The sequence below is a fragment of the Brevundimonas diminuta genome (genome assembly GCF_050310045.1).
Taxonomy (GTDB): Bacteria; Pseudomonadota; Alphaproteobacteria; order Caulobacterales; family Caulobacteraceae; genus Brevundimonas; species Brevundimonas diminuta_F.
On the sequence record NZ_CP190005.1, the window covers coordinates 2,254,258 to 2,277,033 of the forward strand.

A 22,776-nucleotide genomic window follows, 5' to 3' on the forward strand; every position below is an offset into this window, starting at 1 on the left:
TCAGAATCGCGCCGAGAGGGTCATCCCCCAGGTGCGGGGCTCGCCGAGGTATTCGGCCAGGACGCCCTGGGTCGAGGGCGTCAGCACATAGTCCACGTCGCCGGCGTTCCTGACCCAGGCGGTCGCTCGCCAGGCGCGGCTGGGCGGCTCATAGCCGACCATCAGATTGGTCAGGGCGTAGGACTGGATTTCAAGGTTCGGGTCCGCCGCCGCACCGGTGTTGTAGCCGTCGGTGTGCGCCCAACTGGCCGAGCCGATCAGATAGCCGACCTCGCCCAGCGGCAGGTCCAGATCGGCCGCCAGCGAGCCCTTGTTGCGGGGCGAGGAGCCCAGGCTGTTGCCCGTATAGACCGCCCCGCCGGGAATGATGAACTCATCATAGACCGCGTCGAGCAGGCCATAGGTCCCCGACAGCCGCAGCCAGGACGTCGGCCGATAGGCCATCTCCAACTCGGCCCCCTTGATCGTCGCCTGGCCGGCGTTGGTGATGGTCAGGACGCGGGTCAGGTTGTTGAAGAACAGCTCCTGCTTGTCCTTGTAGTCCATCTGGAAGATCGAGGCGTTGATACGCAGGCGGTCGTCCAGCCACTGGGACTTCACGCCCAGTTCGTAGTTGGTGACCGTTTCGGGGTCGAACGGCGTGGTCAGAGCCGACAGGGCGGCCGCATCGGTGTTGAAGCCTCCGGCGGTATAGCCTCGGGTGACGCTGGCGTAGGCGTGGACGTCCTGGCGCGGCGACCAGGTCAGGACGACGCGCGGCGTGACCTCGCTCCAGTCGGCCTTCAGGTCGTCAGCGCGGAAGCTGTTGGCGGCGCTGGGCGCATCGACGCGGTTCAGGGAGGCGGTCTTCTCATCGACGGTGTAGCGGGCGCCCACGGACAGGTCGAGGTCGCGGCCCAGGCGGAAGGTCGCATTGGCGAAGACGGCGTAGCTCAGCGTCTCCACCGCCTGGTCGGTCAGGACGTTGGAGGTCTCTCGCCCCGTCCCGGCGGCCAGGTTGCGGACGGTCAGCTGGCGTTTGGCGTCCTCGCTGGAAAAATACAGGCCGGCCACGAAGTCGCCCCAGCCCCACTGCGGGCTGGCGTAGCGGATTTCCTGCGAGAACAGGCCGACCTGGTCGACGTCGCGATTCACCGTCTGATTGCCCGACGCCAGGAAGCGGTAGCTGGTCCCTGTGCCCGAATAGTCCTCGCCGGACTGCGAGCGGCGATAGCCGGTGATCGAGGTCGCCTGGCCGACCGGCAAGGTCCAGAAGGCGCGCGCCGAGGCGCCCCACTGGTCGCGGTCGAAGCCCTGGGGAAAGTCGAGCTCGGAGGTGCGGCGATCGCCGTCGTCGCCGGCTCCCTTGGACGACAGGGTGCGGCCGCCGTTGTGGTCGTCGCTGTAGTCGGCGCCCAGCAGCACTTCCAGCACGTCGTTGGGGATCACCCGCAGCTGGGCGCGCAGGCCGTGACTTTCCTGATCGTCCTGTTCGCGCCCGGTCAGCCGGTCGCGGCCGTAGCCGTCGCGGGTCTTCATCGAGCCGGCCAAGCGGAATGCGGCCATGTCGCCGACCGGCAGATCGACGTAGCCGTCGAACTGGCGCAGGTTGAAGGAGCCTGCGCCCACGCGGGCAGAACCGCCGGTAGAGCCGAGATCGGGCCGGCCGGTGTCCAGCACGATGGCGCCGCCGGTGACGTTGCGGCCGAACAGGGCGCCTTGCGGCCCCTTGAGCACCTGGATGGAGTTGAGGCCGTAAAGCTCGAAGGTGGCGGCGCTGTTGCGCGGGATAAACAGATCGTCGACCACCACGGCGACCGGCTTGTTGGCGCCGATCTGGGTGAAGGTGTTGGTGGCGCCGCGCACGGCGATGGTCGGGCTCGACTGGTTGAAGGCGGAGACCAGCAGCCCCGGCGTCAGGCGCGAGACGTCGCGCAGGCTGTCGAGCTGGAACCGCTCGATCGTGTCGGCCGAAAAGGCGGACAGGGCGATCGGCACGCTCTGGGCCCGTTCGTCGCGCTTCTGGGCGGTGACGATGATCTCGTCCAGGCGGGCGGGCTCTATCTCACCCGCCGGGGCCGCCTGAAAGGATTCGGCCGACCGCCTCAGGACGATGACGTCGCCCTTGTCCGAAGCGATCTCCAGACCCGAGCCGGCGATCAGCTGGCGCAGGGCCGCCCGGGCGTCCATGCGCCCGACGACGGCGCGGCTGCGCTGCCCCGGCGCGTGGTCGGCCGGGGCGACGATCTGCAGGCCCGACTGGCGGCCGAAGGCCGAGATCGCCGAGGCGAGGTCCTGGGTCGGGATATTGAAGGACCGCTCCTGGGCGGCCGCCGGCAGGGCGAGCGCCGCCACGGCCACGGCGGCGCCGCAACCCAGAATATAGTTGAACGACATGATCTGGATGCCCCGAAATTCGCCCGGCGTCGCGCCGGTTACAGGGTCTAGATGCGGCGCGGCGCGTTTCCCGCCATGCGCCATCGAGAAACTTCTATGACAATCCGGCCCGGCGAATGCGGATGGCGCCCGGGTCGGCCGACGCCTCCAGGTCGAAGCTCAGGGCGGCGGCGCGCGCGAAACCTTCCGGGTCGTTGACGGAATAGACGCCCGTCACCTTCATGGCCCCCACGGCCGGGTCCTCGATCAGGATCGGACGGTCGGAATAGCGGGCGAACTCCTCGGCGGCGCGGGCCAGGCTCATGCCCGCCAGGTCGATCCGGCCCTCGCGCCAGGCCAGGGCGCGTTCCAGCGCGGCGGCTGGGGCGGGCGCCCGTTCGATGTCGCCCTGCGTCGGGACGAAGGCCTGGGTCTCCGCCACGAGGCGCACCATCGGCGCATCGGGCTTGCGGACCTCCACCACCCCCTCGCTGACCGCCACGTCGACGCGGCCGTCGTCATGCAGGCGCACGGTGAAGCTGGTGCCGACCGCAAGCACCTGGACGCCGCGGGCGAAGACCACGAAAGGCCGGCTCGGGTCCTTGGCGACGTCGAACAGGGCCTCGCCCTTCAGCAGGTCGATCCGCCGCAGGTCGGGCCCCAGGGCGCGGCGCAGCGCCGTGTCCGTGTTCAGGGTGATGGCCGAACCCTCGGACAGGGAGACGCGGCGGACATCGCCCTTGGGCGTCGCGATCCGGCCGCGCCCATAAAGGGCGTAAACGCCGACGCCGCCGACGACCGAGGCGGCGATCAGGGCGCCCGCGCCGCCCAGCAGGCACCGCCGGTCCATCGGCCGGGCGGCGGCGGGATGGCGCGACGGCGCGAAACCGGGGCCCAGGGCGGCGGCCTTATCGAAATAGGCGCTGGCCGCCAGGGCGCGCGCATAGGCGCCGGCGCGTCGCGGATCGGCCGCCGCCCAGGCTTCGAGCGCCGCCTGGTCCGAGGCCGACAGGCCGCCGCGATCGACCTTGGCCGCCCAGGCGACCGCAGCGGCTTCAATGTCGGCGGCGCTTTCCGGCAGGGCGTCGGTCAGAGGAAGTTTTGATGCTGTCACGATGGTTAGATGACTCGAGACGGCCGCTTCCGCCATCCCCCACTTTCGCGGTCAAGATGAGCAGGGCCTTTCCGACATGCTTTTCGACCGTGTTTTCGGAGATGCCGAGGCGCCCGGCGACCTCCTTCTGCGACAGGCCCTGCACCTTCCTCAGGGTGAAGACCTCCCTGCATTTCGGCGGGAGGCCGGCGATGAGCGCGGCGACGCGGCCCAGTTCCTGTCGGTCGGCGACAATGCGCTCGGGGCTGGGTTCGGCGTTTGGAAGCGACATGCCGTCGGCCATCTCCGCGAGGGCGTCGAAGGTCACGACCCGGGACCGGCGCAACGCCTGCAAAACGATGGATTTGGCCACCTCGAACATATAGGTACGCGGATTGCGGATGTGATCGACGCGCTCCAGACCCGCCAGAACGGCGTAGGTCTCCTGAATGACGTCATCGACCTCAAAGCCCGAAAGAGTCCTGCGCGACAGCCAATTGCGCAGCTGCGCTTCATGCGGGAAGACATGCTGTCCCAGCCACGCTGCGCGTTCTGTCGAAGCCAACCCCATGGTCAACGACTAGCAGCAGGTTGTGACAATCCCTGCACAGCCCTGCAACCTTGGCCGGAGGGACGAGGGCCGGCCATGCGTAAAACGACGCTCGGGCCGTTCTCCTAAAGCGTCCAGCGAAGGCTGACGAGATAGTTCGGGCCTGCATGTCCAAGTTGAAGCAGACGTTCGGGTTGGGATTCGTAGGCCATCTCCGTCGTGTCGGTCAGGTTCGAGGCGGCGATCACCAATTGGGCGGCAGGGCTCAGATCCCAACTGACCTGAGCGTCCAGATAGCCGGCGGGTGCGACGACGAAGGCCGAAACCCCGCCGCCCTGCATGTCGGCTTCCGACCGAAAGGCCGAACGCCAGGACCAGGCCAGGCTGGCGGCGAAGGGGCCGCGTTCGAAGAAGGGATTCAGCGTATAGGCGAAGCGGGAAACGCCGGCGAGATCATGGCGCTCCTGACTACGCCGGTCGGTCGCCGCCGCGTCGGTCCATGTCGCGCTAGCCCAGAGGCCCAAGCCGGAACTCAGACGACGATGAAAGCCCAACTCCAGCCCCTGGATGGTCGCATGGCCGACATTGCGGGGACGGGCCATCAGAACGTCGGCCATCACCGGCGGTCCGGCTCGCGTCTCGAACACCAGGGGTTCGAGCGCTTCGACGTTCAGAATGAAATCGTCGATCGACTTGTGGAACAGGGCCACGCTCAGGCCGCCGCGAGGAAAGGTCCATTCCCACGACAGGTCCAGATTGGTCGACAGATAGGGCTGGAGCGCAGGGTTGCCGCCGACGCCCGAGAAGATGGTTCCCGGCGAAGGGCTGTCGATCTCGGCCTGGCCACGGTTGAAGACGGCCGAAACCAGGGTGCTGGCCGGCACGGTGGCTGAGCTCAGGTCGGCCAGCGACGGGCGAGTGACGGTGCGCGAAGCCGCCAGGCGCAGCAGGCGCCGGTCGTCGAAAGCCAGGGCGAGGTTGGCGCTGGGCAGCCAGACGCGGCCGCCGCCGGCATAGGCCGTGCGCTGGATCTGAGCCGCGCCGTCGCCGTCCACGCCCAGCACGGCGCCATCGACCTCGGTCCGGGTATGGACCAGTCGAACACCGAAGTTGCCCGTAAGGGGGCGCTCGGCCAGCGTGCCCTCCAGGTCGAAACGAACATAGGCCGCCACCGCGCGCTCCCCGACGCGATAGGAGTTCTGAAGGTCGGCGCCGGTGGGGATCAGATCGCGCGGGTGCGCCATCACGTCGTCCCGCTCGCCGGGAATGACGAAGACCTGGCTGAAACGCTCGAAATCCGCCGTCGCCCAGGGTCCGGGACGCACGCGCAGAAGGTTCGCGAAGACATCGCCCGGAACCCCGCCCGTATAAAAGCCCGGAGTGACCGTCGCGCCAGGGCGCAACGCGGCCTGACGGTCGCGGCGCTGGTAATCGCGACTGCGGTCGCTGAACTGCCCTCCTATCTGCAGGGCGGACAGGCGAACCCCGCCCCAGGCGAGATCGATCGTGCTGCGCGCGTCGATCAGGCCCGTCCAGTCTTCGTCACGCGAGGCCACGGCGCGCACGGTCAGGCGCGGCTCGACGAGAAGGCCGGGATCCAGCAAGTCCAGGTCCGTATGCAGCAGGCGCGCGCGCCGCGCTTCATCGGCTCCGCCGATATCCAGACTATAGGCCGGCGTCGTCGCCGCCCGCGACGACAGCCGCAGCAGGGGCGTATCCAGTCTGGATTCCGCCGCCGACCCGCTGAGCCTCGGATTGATGCGCCAGCCGCCCCACAGAATTTCGGCCCCCAGCGCCGCCGTCATGTTCAGATGGGCCTGATCCGAAACCTCGGTGTTGTTGTCGATGCGGCCTTCCGGCACGTCGGCCGAAGTCACCACCCCGTTCCGCACGGCAAGCGCCACGCCGGAATCCTGCAGTCGCTCACCCAGGCTGAACACCAGCCGATCCTCGCGGATGGTGTTGTCGAACGTCGAGATCAGGGCGTCGAAATCCAGGCTCAGGGACGGGGTCGCGCGCCAGTCCGCGCCAAGGAAGGCGCTGCGGCGTCGGCGATCCTCGCGTTCGATCGTCGTGCGGACATCGGTGGGAGCCGCCGCCATCCGCCCTTCTATGGCCAGATCCGTGTAGCGCTGAATCTGGAAGCGGTCGTACAGAACCGACCGCTGCTCTTCCGACACGCCGGCCACCAGGCCCCAGGCCCCGTCCGCGGCCACGTGCCGCCCCGCCGCCGAGACATCCGGCGCCCGCCGTCCGGTGCGCGCTTCCAGTCCCGCGCCCGCGCGCGCCGTCAGGAAAGGGGCGCCGTCCAGACCGCCGATGGTCTCGATGTCGATATTGGAGCCGATGCCGCCGTCGATGAGATCAGGCGTGGCCGTCTTGGTCAGACGCGCCCCGGCCAGGAGGTCGGCGGACAGGGCGCGAAATCGGAACTGCCGGCCGCTCTGGGTGGAGTTGCGGATATTCTCGCTGAAGGCGACCGGCGCGCCGTTCAGGGTCACGGACTGGAACAGCGGCCCCAGCCCGCGCACGCTGACGAACTGGCCCTCGCCCACCTCGCGTTCGATCGTGACGCCCGGAACGCGCTGCAGCGCCTCGGCCAGATTGGCGGCGGGCAGATCGCCCATGCGCTCGGACGACACTCCATCGGTGATGGCGTCCGCCGCACGTTTGCGGCGCAGGGTTTCGTCGATCTGATCCGAAAGACGGCCGTGCACGAAGACCGGGGCCACCTCTGTCGGCTCGGCAGACGGCGCCAAGGGAGGCGGAGCAGGACGCGGGACCAGCCAGATGCGTACACCGCGCTCGCCGACAAAGCGGTGACGCAGTTCCGTTCCTGCGGTCAGTCGCTGCACCGCCGTGCGCCAGGACATCCGTCCGCGCAGGGCGCGCGTTCGCACTTCGCCTCGAGCGGGACCGACGAAAGCCAGTTCGCAATTCGCCGCCAGGCAGAGCTCCACCAGGGCCGACGCCGCGTCCTGCGCCGGAATGTCGAGCATGTGGATTTCATCCTGAACAGCCGCCGAGACGCCCGTCGCCAGGCTCAGCATCAAGGCGAGCGCCGTCCCGCCGAGAGCGTTTCGCTGCAGCGATGACACTGAGGGTTTCAAGCCAGGCGAACCCTGTCGAGACAGCCGAAAGGAGACACCGAAGCCTTAGCCGCCGGGCGTGACAGCTCTGCGATGGCCTCCTATTCGGCGCGGATCGCGGCGCGGCCGTCGGCGGTCGGAGTGACGCGAATGGGCAGAAGCTCGTCCATGCGTTCGACCAGGGGCTGGGCGCCCTCCAGGGGCAGGACCGCCGTCACCCGCATCCGCGCCAGGCGGGGATCTTCGATCACCAGCGGCTGTCCGGAATAGCGGCCAGCGGCCGCGATCACCTGCGACAGAGGGACGTCGCGGAATATGAGCCGACGCTGACGCCAGGCCGTGGTCAGTTCGACATCGGCGGCTTCAGGCCGCCCCCCGGTTTCGCCTGCCCTGAAGGCCAGACGGTGGCCCGGCGCCAGGGGGACCGCCTCGTCGAGGGCGCCTTTTTGAGTCGCGTCGTGACGGCCGACCAGCACCCTCCCCTCCAGCAGGGCCACTTCGCCGCCGGCCGTATTGAGCGTCGTGACGAAACGCGTGCCGGTGACGATCACCTTGCGATCGGCCACGGCGACCTGGAACGGGTGGTCGGCGTCATGGGCGACATCGAAGTAGGCCGCTCCGCGCGTCATCTCGACACGGCGGACGTCGTCGGCCATGGCCACGCGAATCGCGGAGCCGGCGTCCAAGGTGACGCGGGTCCCGTCGCTCAGGATCACGTCCCGGATCTCGGTCGCGCCCGCTTCATACAGCAGCGGCGAAACGCCATTCGGCTGCCGAGCCAACGGCAGAAGCGCAACCCCGACGACGACGGCCGCAGCCAGAGCGCCGCCTATCGCCAGAGGGCGGCCCTGGCGGAAGGCCCGTCCCGACGACCGCCGTCCAAGCCGGTTCAGATCGTCGGCGAAGACACCGCGCAGGGGCGACAGGGCGGCCTGGGCCGCCTTGATCGTTTCGTACTGGCGCAGATGGTCGGGGTCCGCCTCCATCCAGGTCATGAACGCTTCCTGATCTCTCGTGCCGACATCCGGCCGGCCCATGCGCGCGAGCCAGTCCTCGGCCGTTTGCGGCCGGCGATCGAACAGAGCCGTCAGACGGTTGATCATGGGCGTACGAATCTTTCCTGGCGAGGCCGACAAAGCATGCGGCTGCGGCCCTCGACAACCACAACGATCCAGACCCACGACACCTCAGCCCTCACGCATGTTTTTCAGCTGACGGAGCGCTTCTGCGACGTATTTCTCCACCATGCTGACGGATACGCCCAACCGCGCGGCGATCTGGCGATAGGTCAGGCTCTCGAAGCGATTCAGCAGGAATGCGTCGCGGCAGCGCGGCGGCAGGGCGCGGATCGTGGCGGCGGCCGCCGCCAGATTCTGGCGCTGGATCAGGCGCTCGTCGACAGGGCTCGCCCGACTGGCGACGGCGCGGGGTCCTGAATCCATCGTATGCACATCGTCATCCACCCGACGACGGGCCTCCCGGCCCTCGACCTTCCAGCGATCGCGCTGCAAATTGCGGGCGATGACGAACAACAGCGGTCGCGCGTCCGCGCCAGCCAGGTCGTGACCAGCGCGGTGGAAGCGGAAAAACGCCTCCTGCACCACGTCCTCGACATCGGACGCCGCCGCGCCCTTGCGGGTCAGCCAGAGGACAAGTTCACGGCGCAGATCGGCGATGAAGGCGTCGGCGCCCGCCTCCGTCGCACGCGCAAAGACCCCCCCTCCACAGGAGGGGGGGTCAGTCTTGCTGGCGGCTTCGGGGATCAGAAGCTCGCTCGCAGGCCGAGCGAGACACGGCGTCCCGACAATTCGTACATGGTCGGGAACGACGGATCCATCGTGTAGCCGATGGTCGGTTCGTCGGTGATGTTGATGCCTTCGAGGCTCACCTGAACCCGGTCATTGACGTTGTAGCTGATCGAGATGTCGGTCTGGCCGTAGCCGTCCCGCCAGATCGGATACATCTCATAGCCGATGCCTTCGACGTACTTGTCCTTGAAGTTGTAGGAGGCGCGCGCTTGGAAGCGCTCGTTTTCGTAGAACAGGGTGAAGTTGTAGGTGGACTCGGCCAGGCCGACCGGCGGCGTCGGGATGCCGATGTCGGATTCGCCCGTCAGGGAGCTGTCCAGCACCGTATAGTTGGCGTTGATCCCGAACCCTTCCAGCGGACGGTAGATCATGCCCAGCGGCACAATGGCCACCAGTTCGACGCCGCTGACCTCATAGGCGCCCTCGGCGTTGACCGGCTGGTAGACGTCGAAATCATAGACGCCGTCGATCGTGCCGTTGGCGTTGTACTTCGTGACGTCGGGCACCGTGCCGGTCAGTTCGTTGCGCACGACGCCTTCGATCTCCTTCCAGAAATACGACACCGCGAGCAGGCCGCCGTCGCCGAAATACTTCTCCAGGCCCACTTCCCACTGCTTGGCGTAGGTCGGCCTGAGGTTCGGGTTGCCGTCGGTGAAGCGGAACGAGTTCCAGCTGGCGGTGCGTTTGTAGGCCAGGTCGGTCAGGGCCGGACGCATCAGGGTTTCCGACGCCGCGCCGCGCAGCAGCAGGTTGTCGGTCAACTCCGCGGTGAAGTTGAAGCTGGGCAGGACCTTGCTGTAGCCGCCTTCGCTCGACACCGGCTCCGGCGTGTAGCCGGTGGAGCCGTCGGAATTCTGGATCTGGTGGAAGCCCGAGGACACGACGGTCGTGTCGACATACCGCGCGCCGCCGTTGACGGCGACCGGCACCGGACCAATGTCGAAGTTGAAGTCGGCCATGGCGTAGAGCGCCGTCGCCTCTTCGGAGACTTCGTAATACTGGCCGTCGTCGAACGGGGTCGAGAAGCCGTCGTAGCGGAAGAAGTCGCGCGCATAGGCGTTGGACACCTGGCTCCAGGTCAGGTCGCGCACATTGTAGCCGCCGCCAGGGACCAAGTCGCCGATCGGAGTCAGTTCGCTGTCCGCCATGGTGCGCGTGTTGGCCCATGAGGAATCCCCGGCCTTCGGTCCCTGGATGTTCAGTTGGCCATACTGGCGCTCCTTGGACTTGTCCGTATAGCGCGCGCCGACCTGGATGCTGGTCAGGGCCGGGAAGAAGTCGAGGTCGAGGTAGCGCGTGAAGTCGATCTGGGCCGCGTATTTGTCGTCGGTGATGCTCTCGCGCGTCGTCTCATAGGCTTCGAACAGGTAGCTCTGCGGCGAGTCATACATGTCGATCGACGCAGGGTCGTCGCTGCGCACCGTTTCACCGCCGCGGTCCGTCCAGCGCGTCCGCGACGGCGCATAGGCGACGTGCTTCAGGTTGGAGTGGTCGAGCGTTTTCTCGGCCCCGGAATAACCCGCCAGAGCGTGCAATTTCCAGTTATCGCCACGCCAGTTCATTTCCATTCCGAACTGGGCGTATTCGGTCTCGTTGATCCGCTCCTTGCTGAGCATCTCATGCTGGGTGGCGGTGTAAGAGACATCGCGCAGGATGACCATGCCATGGTCGGCCAGCGTCGTGTCGTCGTAGGCGTGGATCGTCTCCAGGGTGCTGCGGCTGGAGGCGGAATAGGCCGCGGCGTCGTACTCGTCCTCGACGGCTTCATAGCCGCCGACCATGGCGTCGAACGACAGGTCGAAGTTGGACGAGGGCTTGTACTGCAGCGCCAGGGTGCCGCCCCACTGGTCCTGGGTGTTCAGATAGACGCGGTCGCCGACCTTGTCCTGGAAGATGATGCGGCCGGTTTCATCGCGGTTGGCGCGGTCCTGCACCACGACCCCGGCGTCCCGCTCCAGGACCTCGGCCGCCTGATCGGCCCGCGTGCCCGAGGCTTCCAGGAAACGGAACATGGGCCGGAAGTTGATGCCCGAGTTGGAATCGGTGCGGTTGGTGCGACGGGCGATCGAGAAGGACGCCAATCCGCCCCAGTCGCCCCACGTGTCGCTGGCCAGGAACGAGACCTTGGGATCGATCTCTTCCGAGATGGAGTTGTGTGCGCCTTCGACCGAGGTGACGAACTTGCGGCCGGCGTAGTCGAACGGCCGCGCCGTGGAAATGTTGACCGAGCCGGCGACGCCGCCTTCTTCATCGGCCGCGCGGGGGGACTTCTGGACCGTGACCTGCTGGATGATCTCCGAGGCGAAGATGTCGAACTCGACGTCGCGCCCGCCGCTGCCCGAGGCCGTGCCCAGGTTGTTGATGGTGACGAAGGTGAAGTCGCTCGGCAGGCCGCGGACCATGACGCGGCCGCCCAGGCCCTTGTTGCGCTCGATGGTCACGCCCGGCATGCGCTGCAACGCCTCGGCCAGGTTCTGCTCCGGGAAGTTGGCGACGTCCGTCGCCACGATGGAGTCGGAGAAGCCGATGTTGTCGCGCTTGATGTCGACGGCCTGCGCCAGGCTGCGCCGATAGCTGCCGGTGACGACGATCTCGTCCAATTGGACGGCCTGCTCTCCCTCGGCGGCGGCCTGGGCCTGGGCGCCCGAGGCGACCATCAGTCCCACCACGGCGCAGCCGCCCATCAGCAAGGCCATGCGGCCGGCGCGGCCCTGGCCGCCCTTTTGGTTCAGTCCGATCACTTGAGATATCTCCGCGGGTCGATGTTGCGACGGCGGGCGCCGGACGGCTGTCCAGACCGTGCCCCGCCGCCGTCAACGACGCCGCCGGGCGGCCCCTCAGCGTAAGACAGCGGGTTTCATTCAAACTTCACGGTGCTGTCGCTTTGGCCTCAGCCCGACCGGCCTGGTCGGCGCGCGCCAGGGCGGCCTGCACCTCGGCCCTTGCAGCCTGCATGTCGCGCCGGAAGGTCTCGGACCGCTGCTCGGCGCCGTAGATGACCGCGCCCGACAGGATGCCCGCCTCGGCCGCGCTATAGCTGTGCGAACCGCAGATATAGCGGCTCTCGGCGAAGGCGCGGCCCCGCGCGTACAGGGCGTCGGCCCGCTGCGGCGCCAGTTCGGCCAGGATCATGGCGACGTGCACGCCATGGGCGGCGTGGCCCGAGGGATAGTCCGGATTGCCCCCCAGATGATCAGTCTTGGCTTCGCAGATCGCGAGGTCCATGCCGATGTAGGGCCGCCTGGTTCCCCAATGGACCTTGGCGTCGCCAACCACGGAACGGTCGTCGCCCGACCGATCCAGCAGGGCCGTGAGCACGGGGGCCTGCTCCGTCGACAACCGCACCCCCATGGCCTCGGCGAAGTGGTCGTACATGTCCCCGGTGACGTCGTCCGTGGCCAGGGCCCAGCGCGGCCCGCCCTGCAGGGCTCGCGTCTCGCGGAAGACCTCGGCGTCGGCGCGGTCCCGAGGCGAACCGGGCTCGGGCGGCGGGGCCAGCACCGTCGTCAGATCGGGCCGTGCGTCCGGCGCGAGATAGCCGCGCGCAGGCTGGCCCTCGACCATTTCGATCGCCAGGGCGTCGCAACGATTTTCGACCCGCACCGGGTTGCAGACCGCCGCCACGCCGCCCGCCATCCGCACCTGATAGGTCGGAAAGCGCGGATCGGCCCACATGTAGTCCGTCGAGACGTATTGCGCGCCGCTGGCGAAGGCGGCGCTGCGACGGGTCACGTCAGCCGTCCGGGCCTCCTGGGTGTCGGCGTCGGCGCGGGTACGGACGATGAAGCCCTGGCGCACCGCCGCGCGGATGCGGTCCTGCTGAGCCACCGGATCGTTGAGCGTCAGATAGGCGGCGGCGGGGCTGGCCTCGTCGGTATTGACGAACATCGCCCTGCCCTCCAGCGACGGGCGGCCGGCCGCATAGACCGCGACCTTCGCCGGCCCCTCGTCCAGGGCGAAGAAGACCTTGCCGCGCGCCTGGCCCAGCGTCGGCCAGCCGCCCGCCAGCACCCCCTGGCGCAGGGTGGCGCGGCCGCCCCGCACCTGATCCGGCGTGATCAGCGCCGCCGCGTCGAAGACCGAGCGGATTTCGGCGTCCAGCGCATCCCAGGCCGCGCCGTCGAACTCCAGCGGCGTGGCCCCGCCCGGCAGCGAGGCCTGGCCGGTCTTGGCGTTCAGCATGATCAGGATCGGCGCATGATGCGGGTGCGCCTGCGACCAGTCGCGAATTTCGCGCAGGCAGGCGATGAAGGTCAGGCATGAACTTCGGAAGTCGACATCAGCCATGTGCAGGGTCTTGAACCCAGGCGCCGCCATGGCCTGCCGGAACGCCTCGCCGACCGGCGCCTCGCCGCCCAGCACCGACCGAGGCCGAGCGTAGCGGCCGCCCTGCGGATCATGCAGCACGTCGATCTCGAGCTGGCGCGCCCCGGCGTCCAGTTGCGCCGCCAGCGGGCGGTGGCTGTAGTCAAGGTTCATCGCGCCCGGGTTCGCCGCGACCATGGCCGCCAGGTCCGGCTCGGGGATGCCCAGCTTGTAGCTGTTGTGGGTGCCCACAGCCGCCAAGTCGTTCATCCTCAGGGAGGCGTCCATCCATATCCGCGCGCAGCCGTCGCCCCCGGCCGCGCGCAGGTCCAGGGCTTCCGGGCGGCAGGCGGCCTCAGGGTCAGGCAGGGCGACGGCGACGAGAGTCAGCAACAGGGCGAGCATGTAATTCTCCGCAGGGACGAAGACGCCTAGCAAGCCAACGCGACAGCGATGTTGCTCTCCACCATGCGGAGGACGTCACCCTCCTACAACGACACACAGGACGGCCTCCTCAGGCGAACCGGGTCACAGAAGCAAAGTGACCATGCGCTTATCGTTTAGCCGCGATCAGCCCCTCTCGGAGACAGGCGAGAGCCTCTCCAACGAACACACTGACGGACATTACAGGCCGTTCCCCTTTCCGGCGCACCGCACCCCGACGGAAAGCACCGTCGCGCTCGATCGCGCGTACAGGCGAGTGAACTCATGATGGCGTTGGAAGAGGCGCAGTTCCACTACAACCGGCGTTTCAGAATGATGAGAACGGTGCGTCCCACAGGGTCCTGATCATCGCGGCCATAGCCTGGCGCCGGGCGACCGTCGCCCAGACGAGCGCTGGGGCGGGCGTCGAACAGATTGGCGATCGCCAATTCCAGTTGAAGACCGGTGCCGCGCCTGGCCCGGCTCTCCGCGTCCCGCGCCGGACGATCCTTCTGGAGTTGAACATTGAAGCGAAGATCGACCGAGGTGAATGGCGACATTTCAAGGTCATCGGGGCCATCGCTCCCGCTTTCGCGCCGGATGCGATAGCCGCCCCGCCAGTGGATGCCGGCGTTCACGCCCCACCGTTCCCTCCGGCCGTCGAGGGACAGACCGAACTGGTGGCGGCCAATCCCGCCTCCGTCTCCAGCGAGCCGATCCATTCGGGGCAGGCCTTCATGCATGGTCGTGGAATCCGTGAGCCGCCAGGTGTGATTGACCGTCACCCGCACCACCCCCAACCTCTCGCCGCCGAAGCGCCCTAACGGAACGGCCGCGCCCAGGTTGGTGGTCAGCGTCTCGCTCAGTGCCGAGTCGAAATTGATCGGCCTCTGGTCGATGCTGACGAGCCGACCGTCGACCTCGCGCCGGAAGCGATCGGGAAAGGCCGCCTCGACCTCGGGCGTAGGGACAGGCAAGGAGCCGATCCCGTCGACGGCCTCCATTCTCTGCCAATTGACGCCGCCCTGTATCCCCCAGGCGGTGAACGGTCCCGCCGAGGCCATGACGGCGATCCTGTCCGAATGCGGCTGGCGCAGGTCGGGATTGCCCCCCAAGATGGGAAGCACTTCCACGGCCTCCCCTGTCAGGAAGTCGAACACCACGACCGGCTCGCCATAGTATTCTGGATCGAAGCGTTGCTGTTCCGCCAGGCTCTGGGTCGAGGTTGCCCAACTGGCGTTGAGCCTCATTTTTGGCGCAGGGCTCCAGGACATGGCCGCGTTGAGGTTCTCCCCTCGGCCGCCGTCGCTCTCGCTGAAACTGGCCCCGAGCGACAGGGCCAGGTCGCCCACCGCTCCGCCCCGCGCCAAGGGAATCGCCAGATTGCCGCCCAGGTCGTTCGTCCGGGCGTTGAAGCGCGTGCGGGCCTGGGCGCTTTCGGACGTGGAACGCGACCGCGATGCCTGCGCCGACAAACTGGTGGTCAGGGGCCCGGCAGGCAGATTGAACAGGCTGCGGCTTCCCGACAGGCTGGCGTTGACCGAAGCGGTGTCAGACTCCGCGTCTCTCAGCCCCGACTGCTCGGTCTGCGACATCCGCCCGCTCAAGGCCATCTGCACCGCCCACCCCGCCGCATCGCCGTTCAGCCCGCCCGTCGCGGTCAGTCCCCGGCTCCGGCGCCGGCTCTCGACCGGCTCGTCGTCCCGCATCGAGACGGAGTGCGTCTCTTGCATCTGAGCGTTTGTGTTCAGACTGGCCGACCAGTCGCCGATCCCGCCGGTCAGGCCCAGGGTTGCGGCGACCTCCTCGGAGGCGGGGCGCAAGGTGACGGCATCGGCGACGGGCCCGTCGGTCCGTTTCTGGTCCCGCTCGCCGGCGCGCAGGGCGGTGTCGCGCGACAGCCTCAGGCTGATCCCACGGGTCCGGGCGTCGACGATGGAGGACTGGCGCAGATCGCCTTGCGCCTCGGCCCGTCCCCCGGCGGTAGGACGCCGAACCCTGGCCTGTCCATCGCGGCTGTTGAAGCGGCGTTGCAGGACGATGTTCACGACCCGACGCGACGGATCGGGCGCCCCATAGAGCGCCCCGGCCCTCGGCGGCAGAACCTCCACCCGCTCCAGCGCATCCGGCGGAAAGCCGAGAAAGACGCCGGAGTCGGCTACGCGTCGGCCATTGACGATGATCATCGGCGCTTCGCCCAGAGCATGGTCTTCGGCAAGGCGGCTGACGGTCTCGCCGATGTCATAGCCGCCGAGGGCGTCGATCTGAAACCCGTCGAGTTCGACCTCGGGATCGACCAGGGCCGCCCCGCGCCGGGCGGTGACCACGACCTCCTCCAGTTGGACCGGATCGCCCGCCGCCGGCTCCTGGCCCGCGAGGGCCGATAGAGCGAGGATGAGAGCCAGAGCAACCACGGCTTGTGCCCCTGTAAGCGGCGCTTGTGCGTCCTAGCCGGATTTCATCGCGTCGGCGTGACGGCTCGCGCCAAGAAAAAGAAGCAAGCCGAGGCAAAGGGGGGGACGTGCTTCGCATGCCAGAGGAAGAAACCTTCTGGCATGCCCGGAAGAAGAAAGAAGCAAGGCGCAATGAGGAATTCGCGCCTTGCTTCCGTAGGGAGCAGAGTCTTACGGCAGGGTGACGATGTTGACCGCAGCGCCGTTGGAGTCACGAGTCAGGGCCAAGCTTCCGCTGGCGTTGCAGGCGTTATTCACGCCGAACGGCTGGCCGCTGAAGGTGGCCGTGTTGCCTGAATAGGCCAGCTTGTAGTTGTTTTCTTGGCACGGACCGGCGCGGGTGCCGACCACGAACTGATCCAGGTTGATCTGGTTAGCGGCAGAGGCCGTCACCACGATCGGGAAATCCAGCGAGTCGCTGCATGCCAGATTGCCGCCGTCGCCGGGGGCCTGAACGCCGTCGTAAGCGTCGAAGACGATGCTTTTGCCGTCGGCAGCCACAGTGCCGTAGATGTCGACGTTACAGGTCGTCTGGATGACACCCGGAAACGCGACATTCTGGATGAGCTGGCCGCTGGCGGTCACGGCCTGACCGGCCTGGTTGAAGCCGAGGCTCTGGGCCGAAGCCGCCGAAGCGCCGGCGACGAGGGCGAGCGAAGCGATGGCGGCAGCCATTTTCTGAATCGAAGTCATGGTTCAAGTCCTTTTAGAGAGGGATAGGGATGCACTCTACTAATCAGGCGTCACCGCTTGTTGGGGTGACGACAGAACCGTATCGTTCAAGTAAGACAGTGTGGATTCCAGTTTATGAATTGAAAAAATATTTTAAAATATGAAAATTTGCACACAAAAGCGCTGCGTCTATTTCTAAACGCAGCGCTTTTGTTTTTGCTATTACTTAGAAACTTTTCCTAACGGAAACTCCGATGATGCGAGGGTCAAGGACGAAGACGTTGGTGGCGTTGCCCATCTCGTCAGGGCCGGTGAAGCCGTCGGTGAGCGGCGTGTCGTCAAACACGTTCTTCACATAAGCCTGGACAACAAGGTCTGAGGTCGGATTGGTGAGGGTGAAGGACAGGTTGGCGTTGCCCCAGCCCTTCAGTCGATCATAAGGGGCGTAGTTATAGACCCGCATCCAACTGTCCGACTGGCGGTAGTAGTCGCCTCGCAGCATCAGGTCCCACCCCTGCGGAAGTTCGATCCGATACTGGGCGCCGATGTTGAACGTCACGTGCGGGGCGTTGGGTAGTTCATTGCCCGACAGGTCAGCCGAGAAGCCGCGCCCGCCATTGGGAGCGTCGGTCAATGGATTCCAATCAATGGGATATGCGGCCTGCCATTGGTCGAACCACAGATCAGCATAAGGAAAACCCGCTCCACTGTCGGGCACCCATGAGCCGCCGAGATACATGGACGGACAAAGGGTTCTCATCTGCGGAGAGCCACTGGGAATTAGCGCCGCACCCGGCGCAAGCCCATCATTCAAATAAGAAACTCGGCCGACAATGTCCTTGGGGACAATACAGGTGGAGGGACTGCCCGGCCAGGGTTTCATCACGACCCAGTCCTCATGGCCTTGGGTGCGGTTCATGACGTCGATGGATTCCATGCCGTCCCCAATGCGGGTCTTCAGCAGACCGAGGGTGGCGTCGAGACGGAAGTTGCGCGTCGGCGCCCAGGCGGTCTCAAACTCGGCGCCCCAGATCTCGGCGTCGAAATTCTCGTTATGGATCGCCCGCTCCATCAACTGGGCGACCTGATAGCCTTTATAGTCGTAGTAAAAAGCTGTCGCGTTGAACATCAACCGGCCTCCGGCCAGGCTGTTCTTCGTCCCTATCTCGAAGGCATTGACGAACTCAGGATCATAGCGCGAAGGCAGTTCCGGATTCTCGACCAGATTGGGATTGTAATCCCGGTCGCGCGGATTACCGCCGCCGCCCTTGTAGCCTCTGGAGTAGGAGGCATAGATCAGGGTGTCGTCGGTGAACGACAGGTCCGGCTTCCAGTCGATAGCCGCCCGGCCTGTCCATTCGCCCCAACTCATCTTCTCGTCGGGGTAGCGAGGATAGCCCCGACCGACCAGGCCGGTGTTGGTCGGGTGGCGGATGTCGGGCGTCGCCGCCAGAAGTTGGCCCGGCACCGGGGTGATGGTTTTGGTGTCGTCGGTGTAGCGCAGGCCCAACGTCAGGCGCAGGTCGTCGCGAACAGTCCAATAGCCTTCACCGAACACCGCCCAGGATTCGGTCTGGCTGATGCTGGTGTTGCGGACATAGTTGTGGCCGTCACCCCCTTCACCGTTAATGAGCCCCGCCAAGGGCGTGGCGTCGATATAGACGCAGGCGTTGGGATCAAACGTTCCCGCATCGGCAGCGGCCTGGCCGACAGACGTGATATTGCAGTACTGATCGACCCATCCGCTGGTGAAGTAAGGCTTGTTGTTCTGAACCGCCATCATGCTGAAAACATTGGATATGACCCAGTAGTTTTCTTCGGTCTTATACTTCAACCAATTGGCGCCCAGGTTGAAGTTGAACGGCCCGTCCCAATTGGATTGCAGGCGCAGCTCCTGCGACCACTGGGTGCTTTCAGCCTGGCTGAGATCCAGCGCCATAAAGCGATCGGTCGCGCCCAATTGCGGATCAAGCCAGACGCCGCCGGTCGGAATGCCGCAATTCTCCAGCATCCCGCAGATCGGCCGGTTCTGGAGGGGGCCGTCCATGACCCCGTAGACCGGCTTGCCGTTGGCGACGGAAGGACCGATCCAGGGCGCCCATTCCGGGGCGACAGTCCGCGGCAGGCCATGCTGAAGGCCAGGCGTTTCATGGGCGTACATCTGGCCGGTGGCGTAGGTGCGGAAGAAGTCCTGGAAGCCGGAATAGGAGTCTTCCATGTACAAGGTCTGGGAATGCAGGGTCAGGCCCGGGGTCAGGTCCCATTCCAGGTTCAGTTGAAAGATATCATTCTCGGCCCTGAACTGCGGATCATAGCCCGTGGAGATGGTGCGCAGGTCGGAGGACTGGCGATCGCCTTCGACAGCGAAGGGATCGAGATAGAGCGGGAACAGATAGGTGCCGTCCCAACCATTGGGCCCCGAGTCGTTGTAACCCGAAGGGGGACGCCCGCCGCCGGCCCAGCGCGGATTGACGAAGACCCCGGTGAAGTTGGTCAGGGACGCCGTGATCGGGAAGCCGCGGCCGTCGGGCACGCCATAGGCCGCATCGTCGTAGAGCGAGGACGGGGTGCAACTGGGTGTCAGGGTGGTCGAGGTCCAGTAGGAGGACACCGGCGTCGACATGGCCGTGCCGTCCGGCGCAGTCCACTCCAAGGTCTCGGGAGTCTCGCCGCGCGTGCACAGCATCTTGCCCGTGCGGGCGCGGTCGTCGTCTTCGCGGAACCGCTCCCACATGAAGTTGGCGCGGAAATTGTCGGTCGGCTCCCACAGCACGCCGACGCGCGTGGACCACAGGTCGCGGCCGTTCACTTCCTGTTCGGTCACTGTGTTGTAATCGAAGCCGTCGCGCTGGGTCGCCGCCCCGGCGAAACGGACAGCAAAGGTGTCGCCGATCGGAATATTGGCGTAGCCGCGAATGCGCCGGGTGCCGTGATTGCCCGCTTCAGCCTGAATGTCGCCCTCGAACACGCCCAACTCGGGCAGGTTGGGCAGCAGATTGACCACGCCGGCCGTGGCGTTGCGGCCATAGAGCGTGCCTTGCGGTCCGCGCAGGACCTCCAGCCGCTGGACGTCGAAGTATTCCTGCTCGAACAGGCGGTTGCGCAACAGCGGCGTGTTGTTGAAGCTGATCGCCACGCCGGGATCGGCCGTAGTGCCCAGAACCTTCGCCCCGATGCCCCGGATCGAGAAGTTGTAGCCGGTGAAGTTGTCCTTGGAGAAGTTGACGTTCGGCACCACGCGCAACAGTTCCGAACCGCCCTCGATCTTGCGCTCGTCCAACTGCTCGGCCGAGAAGGCGGAGACGGCCACCGGCACGTCGATTATCCGCTCCTGCATCCGGCGGGCGGTGACGATGATGTCCTGGACCGTCGTGGCTTCGGGCGTCGGCTCCGCGACCGGCGGTGCAGAGCGACTGCGCCGCCTCACTGGCGCGTCTTGAGACGACGAGGCAGGGCGCGCAGCCGCGGAGGGGGTGCTCGCTCTGCGCAATACGATCGTCGAGCCGTTGTCGGACGCGACCTCCAGTCCCGTACCCGCGATCAGACGACGAAGCGCCTGGCGCGTGTCCTGGGCGCCCGAGAGCGCTGGCGTGCGAACCCCCCGCAGTTGGGAAGACGGGACGACGATCTGAACGCCCGCCTGGCGCGCAAAAGCCGGAATCGCGTCGACCGCCGGCTGGGCAGGAACATTGAAGCTGCGCTGCTGCGCCAAGCCTTCGCCGGCCGCCGCCAGAACAGCCATTGCCGCCGCCCCGGCGAGAAGTCGGCTCGTCATCGTCTTGGACATGAAACCCCCGTTGCCCGGCGGCTCCCAACGAACCGCCTACACTGGTCAAAGAGAGTCGGAGGGGGTTTCTCCCCAATCCCGTCGTCAAAAATTCACACGGTCCGGCAAGGGGGATCAGCCGATCAGGATGCGATCCGGCTCCACCCGCACGGCGACGTCGAAGGCCAGGCCGATGGCCTGGGCGAAGCCGGCCGGATCGTTGGCGGCGAACAGGCCGCTGACGCTCTCGGTTTCCAAGGCAGGATCTCGGATGACGATCGGCTGGCGGCTGTAACGCGCGAACGCGGCCGCCGCCGAGGCCAGGGTGTCGTCATGGAAGGCCAGCTGGCCATCGCGCCAGGCCAGTTCGCGCTCCAGCTGGTCAGGGGCGAGGGTCTCGACACGTTGCGCCAGGCCGGGACCGCCGGCCAGGACGAGCCGGCGTCCCTGGTCAAGACGGACGCGCGTCGCATCCGGTCCCGTGATAACGACCCGCCCGCGATGAACCGTGACTTCGGTGGGCCGATCGGGGATGCGGCTGACGAAGATGGAGCCGCCGCTGGTGTCGAGCCGCCAGTCGCCTATCCGCAGGGTGCAGGTCTCCCCAGACCCGTCGGCCAGGGCCAGCAGCACCTCCCCCGTGATGACCCGGATGTCCCGATCATCGGAACGCGCGCGAATCTGCACTTCTGAGAGGGTGTTCAGCGTCAGATTGGCGCCATCGGCCAGCGGCACCTGGCGCACCTCGCCTCGCTCCGTGGCGTAGGACCGTGTCGCGGTGAGGCTGTAGCCAACCAAGGCGGCGCCGACAGAGGCCGCCACGGCCCCGCCCGCACCCCACCCCAGCACGCGCCGGCGGGTCGGGCCGCGCGGGCGTTTGAAGGCGGAAGGATTGAAGATCGGCTCTAGCGACCAGGCCGATTCCGTGCGCGAGTAGATCGCGCGCGCGCGCATCAGGGCGCCGAGGCGGCGGGGATCCTCTTCCAGCCAAGCTTCGAGCGTTTCAGCATCCTGTTCCGAAAGCGGACCGCGATCCATCCGCGCGGCCCAGGCGGCGGCCGCTTCATCGACTGTCCGAGGAGTCTCGCGGTGTTGCGCCAACGGGGTCTTTTCCAGCTTCTTGTCTTATAAGAGATTCGGACGAAATATTTCCACTATGCCCCAAGCGCTGGATCAGCAACGCCAGCCCCTTGGCGATGTGCTTTTCGACCGTGCTTTCGGTGATGGCCATCCGCTTGGCGATCTCTCGTTGGGAATAACCCTCGACCCGACGCATGACGAAGGCGTCGCGGACCCGGGCCGGCATGGTCTGAATGGCGGCGGCCATCCGCCTCATATCCTCCCGGCCGATGGCGATCCGTTCAGGCGAGAAAGGGTCGCGGGCCGCGTCCAGGCGCTCCATCTTGTCGATCGGCTCAAACGGCACGATGCGAGCGCGGCGCGCATCCCGGATTACGAGGGAATGGACGATGCGATAGAGATAGGCGCTGGGATGCGCCAGGTCGTCCAGCCGGTCGCGCGAGGCCAGGATCGTGTAGGCCTCCTGGATGATGTCGTCGATGTCTTCCGGCCCGAGGCGGCGCCGTCGGCACCAGGCGCGAAGGCCGTCCTCATGCGGGAGGATATGCTGGTCGAACCAGCGCGCACGCTCAAGGCTGACCTTTTCGGTCAGGCGCCGCGAAGGCGTCGCCGTCACCTCTGATGAAGTCGATGACGACACCCGTTGCCCAACCGTCCGACAAGTCTGATGCGTGCTGACTAGCGGCCAATGATGATGGTTAGATGATGCTGGTGCGACACAGCGCTTCCGGGCCAGTCATCGGGCTCGAACGTTTAATCGGCCCGGTGGGTGTGGGGGATGAGCGGCGTTCATGGCTCTTATCAGGTGCAGCCACAACGGAGAGTCCCATGGTCCGCATCATTTGTTCCACCCTTGCCATCTTGCTCTGCGCCGGCGCGGCCTTGGCCCAGGAAGCGCCCGCACCCACCGCCAAATCGCAGACGACGGCCGAGCCTGATCTGTCAGCCGAGACCTCGAACGCCTTCACACTCGACACGCCGATTCAAACGCTGGCCACCGATCAGGGCGCCCGCGCCGTCTTGGATCGCGAACTGCCGGGCCTGACGACGCAAGAAAGCTATGAACAGTTCAAGGGAATGAGCCTGAAGACGCTCATGCCGCTTTCTGGTGGCCTGATTACGGATGAACGCCTCGATGCGGTGGAGGCGGGCCTGCGGACTCTCGGAACGCCCGAAACCTGA

At 66.6% G+C, this 22,776-nt stretch carries 14 protein-coding genes; 1 reads left to right on the forward strand and 13 read right to left on the reverse strand.

Annotated features, from left to right (window positions below; translation table 11 throughout):
* The 13 genes from ACORJG_RS10975 to ACORJG_RS11035 all read right to left on the reverse strand — a co-directional run bounded on the left by ACORJG_RS10975 (position 1) and on the right by ACORJG_RS11035 (position 22,234).
* A complete protein-coding gene (locus ACORJG_RS10975) occupies positions 1 to 2,460 on the reverse strand; it encodes a TonB-dependent receptor domain-containing protein (RefSeq protein ID WP_427789058.1) in 2,460 nt (819 codons plus the stop codon).
* A gap of 10 nt (positions 2,461 to 2,470) precedes the next feature.
* Positions 2,471 to 3,469, reverse strand: a complete 999-nt coding sequence (locus ACORJG_RS10980; protein WP_427789059.1) for a FecR family protein — start codon at positions 3,467 to 3,469, stop codon at positions 2,471 to 2,473.
* The gene (locus ACORJG_RS10985) at positions 3,411 to 4,019 is read right to left on the reverse strand and encodes an RNA polymerase sigma factor (RefSeq protein ID WP_427789060.1); all 609 of its coding nucleotides are present in this window, start codon (positions 4,017 to 4,019) and stop codon (positions 3,411 to 3,413) included. Before ACORJG_RS10985 ends, ACORJG_RS10980 begins: the two co-directional genes overlap by 59 nt.
* A gap of 104 nt (positions 4,020 to 4,123) precedes the next feature.
* Positions 4,124 to 7,048 (reverse strand): TonB-dependent receptor, encoded by a 2,925-nt coding sequence (locus ACORJG_RS10990; protein WP_427793023.1) that lies wholly within the window; start codon positions 7,046 to 7,048, stop codon positions 4,124 to 4,126.
* Positions 7,049 to 7,188: 140 nt separating this feature from the next.
* Complete coding sequence (locus ACORJG_RS10995; protein ID WP_427789061.1) at positions 7,189 to 8,190, reverse strand: FecR family protein; 1,002 nt, start codon at positions 8,188 to 8,190, stop codon at positions 7,189 to 7,191.
* A gap of 84 nt (positions 8,191 to 8,274) precedes the next feature.
* Positions 8,275 to 8,763 (reverse strand): RNA polymerase sigma factor, encoded by a 489-nt coding sequence (locus ACORJG_RS11000; RefSeq protein WP_427793024.1) that lies wholly within the window; start codon positions 8,761 to 8,763, stop codon positions 8,275 to 8,277.
* An 86-nt stretch (positions 8,764 to 8,849) separates the two neighbouring features.
* Positions 8,850 to 11,636 (reverse strand): TonB-dependent receptor, encoded by a 2,787-nt coding sequence (locus ACORJG_RS11005; protein ID WP_427789062.1) that lies wholly within the window; start codon positions 11,634 to 11,636, stop codon positions 8,850 to 8,852.
* A 127-nt stretch (positions 11,637 to 11,763) separates the two neighbouring features.
* The gene (locus ACORJG_RS11010) at positions 11,764 to 13,605 is read right to left on the reverse strand and encodes a Ca2+-dependent phosphoinositide-specific phospholipase C (RefSeq protein ID WP_427789063.1); all 1,842 of its coding nucleotides are present in this window, start codon (positions 13,603 to 13,605) and stop codon (positions 11,764 to 11,766) included.
* Between the two features lie 332 nt (positions 13,606 to 13,937).
* Positions 13,938 to 16,037, reverse strand: coding sequence for a TonB-dependent receptor (locus tag ACORJG_RS11015; protein WP_427789064.1), 2,100 nt, complete (start codon positions 16,035 to 16,037; stop codon positions 13,938 to 13,940).
* Between the two features lie 210 nt (positions 16,038 to 16,247).
* Positions 16,248 to 16,751, reverse strand: a complete 504-nt coding sequence (locus ACORJG_RS11020) for a hypothetical protein (protein WP_427789065.1) — start codon at positions 16,749 to 16,751, stop codon at positions 16,248 to 16,250.
* A 223-nt stretch (positions 16,752 to 16,974) separates the two neighbouring features.
* Positions 16,975 to 20,535, reverse strand: a complete 3,561-nt coding sequence (locus tag ACORJG_RS11025; RefSeq protein ID WP_427789066.1) for a TonB-dependent receptor domain-containing protein — start codon at positions 20,533 to 20,535, stop codon at positions 16,975 to 16,977.
* Positions 20,536 to 20,649: 114 nt separating this feature from the next.
* A complete protein-coding gene (locus tag ACORJG_RS11030) occupies positions 20,650 to 21,615 on the reverse strand; it encodes a FecR family protein (RefSeq protein WP_427789067.1) in 966 nt (321 codons plus the stop codon).
* On the reverse strand, positions 21,578 to 22,234 hold the full coding sequence (locus ACORJG_RS11035; protein ID WP_427789068.1) for an RNA polymerase sigma factor: 657 nt from the start codon (positions 22,232 to 22,234) through the stop codon (positions 21,578 to 21,580). The genes ACORJG_RS11030 and ACORJG_RS11035 overlap by 38 nt, the downstream gene beginning before the upstream one ends.
* Before the next feature lie 188 nt (positions 22,235 to 22,422).
* Here ACORJG_RS11035 and ACORJG_RS11040 point away from each other — a divergent pair, with 188 nt between their 5' ends.
* Positions 22,423 to 22,776 carry a hypothetical protein gene (locus ACORJG_RS11040; protein ID WP_427789069.1) on the forward strand — a complete coding sequence of 118 codons (354 nt, stop codon included), beginning with the start codon at positions 22,423 to 22,425 and terminating at the stop codon, positions 22,774 to 22,776.

Excerpts from the sequence above, each read along its gene's own strand:
- ACORJG_RS10975 (WP_427789058.1), bottom strand. The coding sequence starts at position 2,460 with ATGGCGCATGGCGGGAAACGCGCCGCGCCGCATCTAGACCCTGTAACC.
- ACORJG_RS11010 (WP_427789063.1), bottom strand. The coding sequence starts at position 13,605 with ATGCTCGCCCTGTTGCTGACTCTCGTCGCCGTCGCCCTGCCTGACCCT.
- ACORJG_RS11020 (WP_427789065.1), bottom strand. The coding sequence starts at position 16,751 with ATGGCTGCCGCCATCGCTTCGCTCGCCCTCGTCGCCGGCGCTTCGGCG.
- ACORJG_RS10995 (WP_427789061.1), bottom strand. The coding sequence starts at position 8,190 with ATGATCAACCGTCTGACGGCTCTGTTCGATCGCCGGCCGCAAACGGCC.
- ACORJG_RS11025 (WP_427789066.1), bottom strand. The coding sequence starts at position 20,535 with ATGTCCAAGACGATGACGAGCCGACTTCTCGCCGGGGCGGCGGCAATG.
- ACORJG_RS11040 (WP_427789069.1), top strand. The coding sequence starts at position 22,423 with ATGGTCCGCATCATTTGTTCCACCCTTGCCATCTTGCTCTGCGCCGGC.
- ACORJG_RS10985 (WP_427789060.1), bottom strand. The coding sequence starts at position 4,019 with ATGGGGTTGGCTTCGACAGAACGCGCAGCGTGGCTGGGACAGCATGTC.
- ACORJG_RS10990 (WP_427793023.1), bottom strand. The coding sequence starts at position 7,048 with ATGCTGAGCCTGGCGACGGGCGTCTCGGCGGCTGTTCAGGATGAAATC.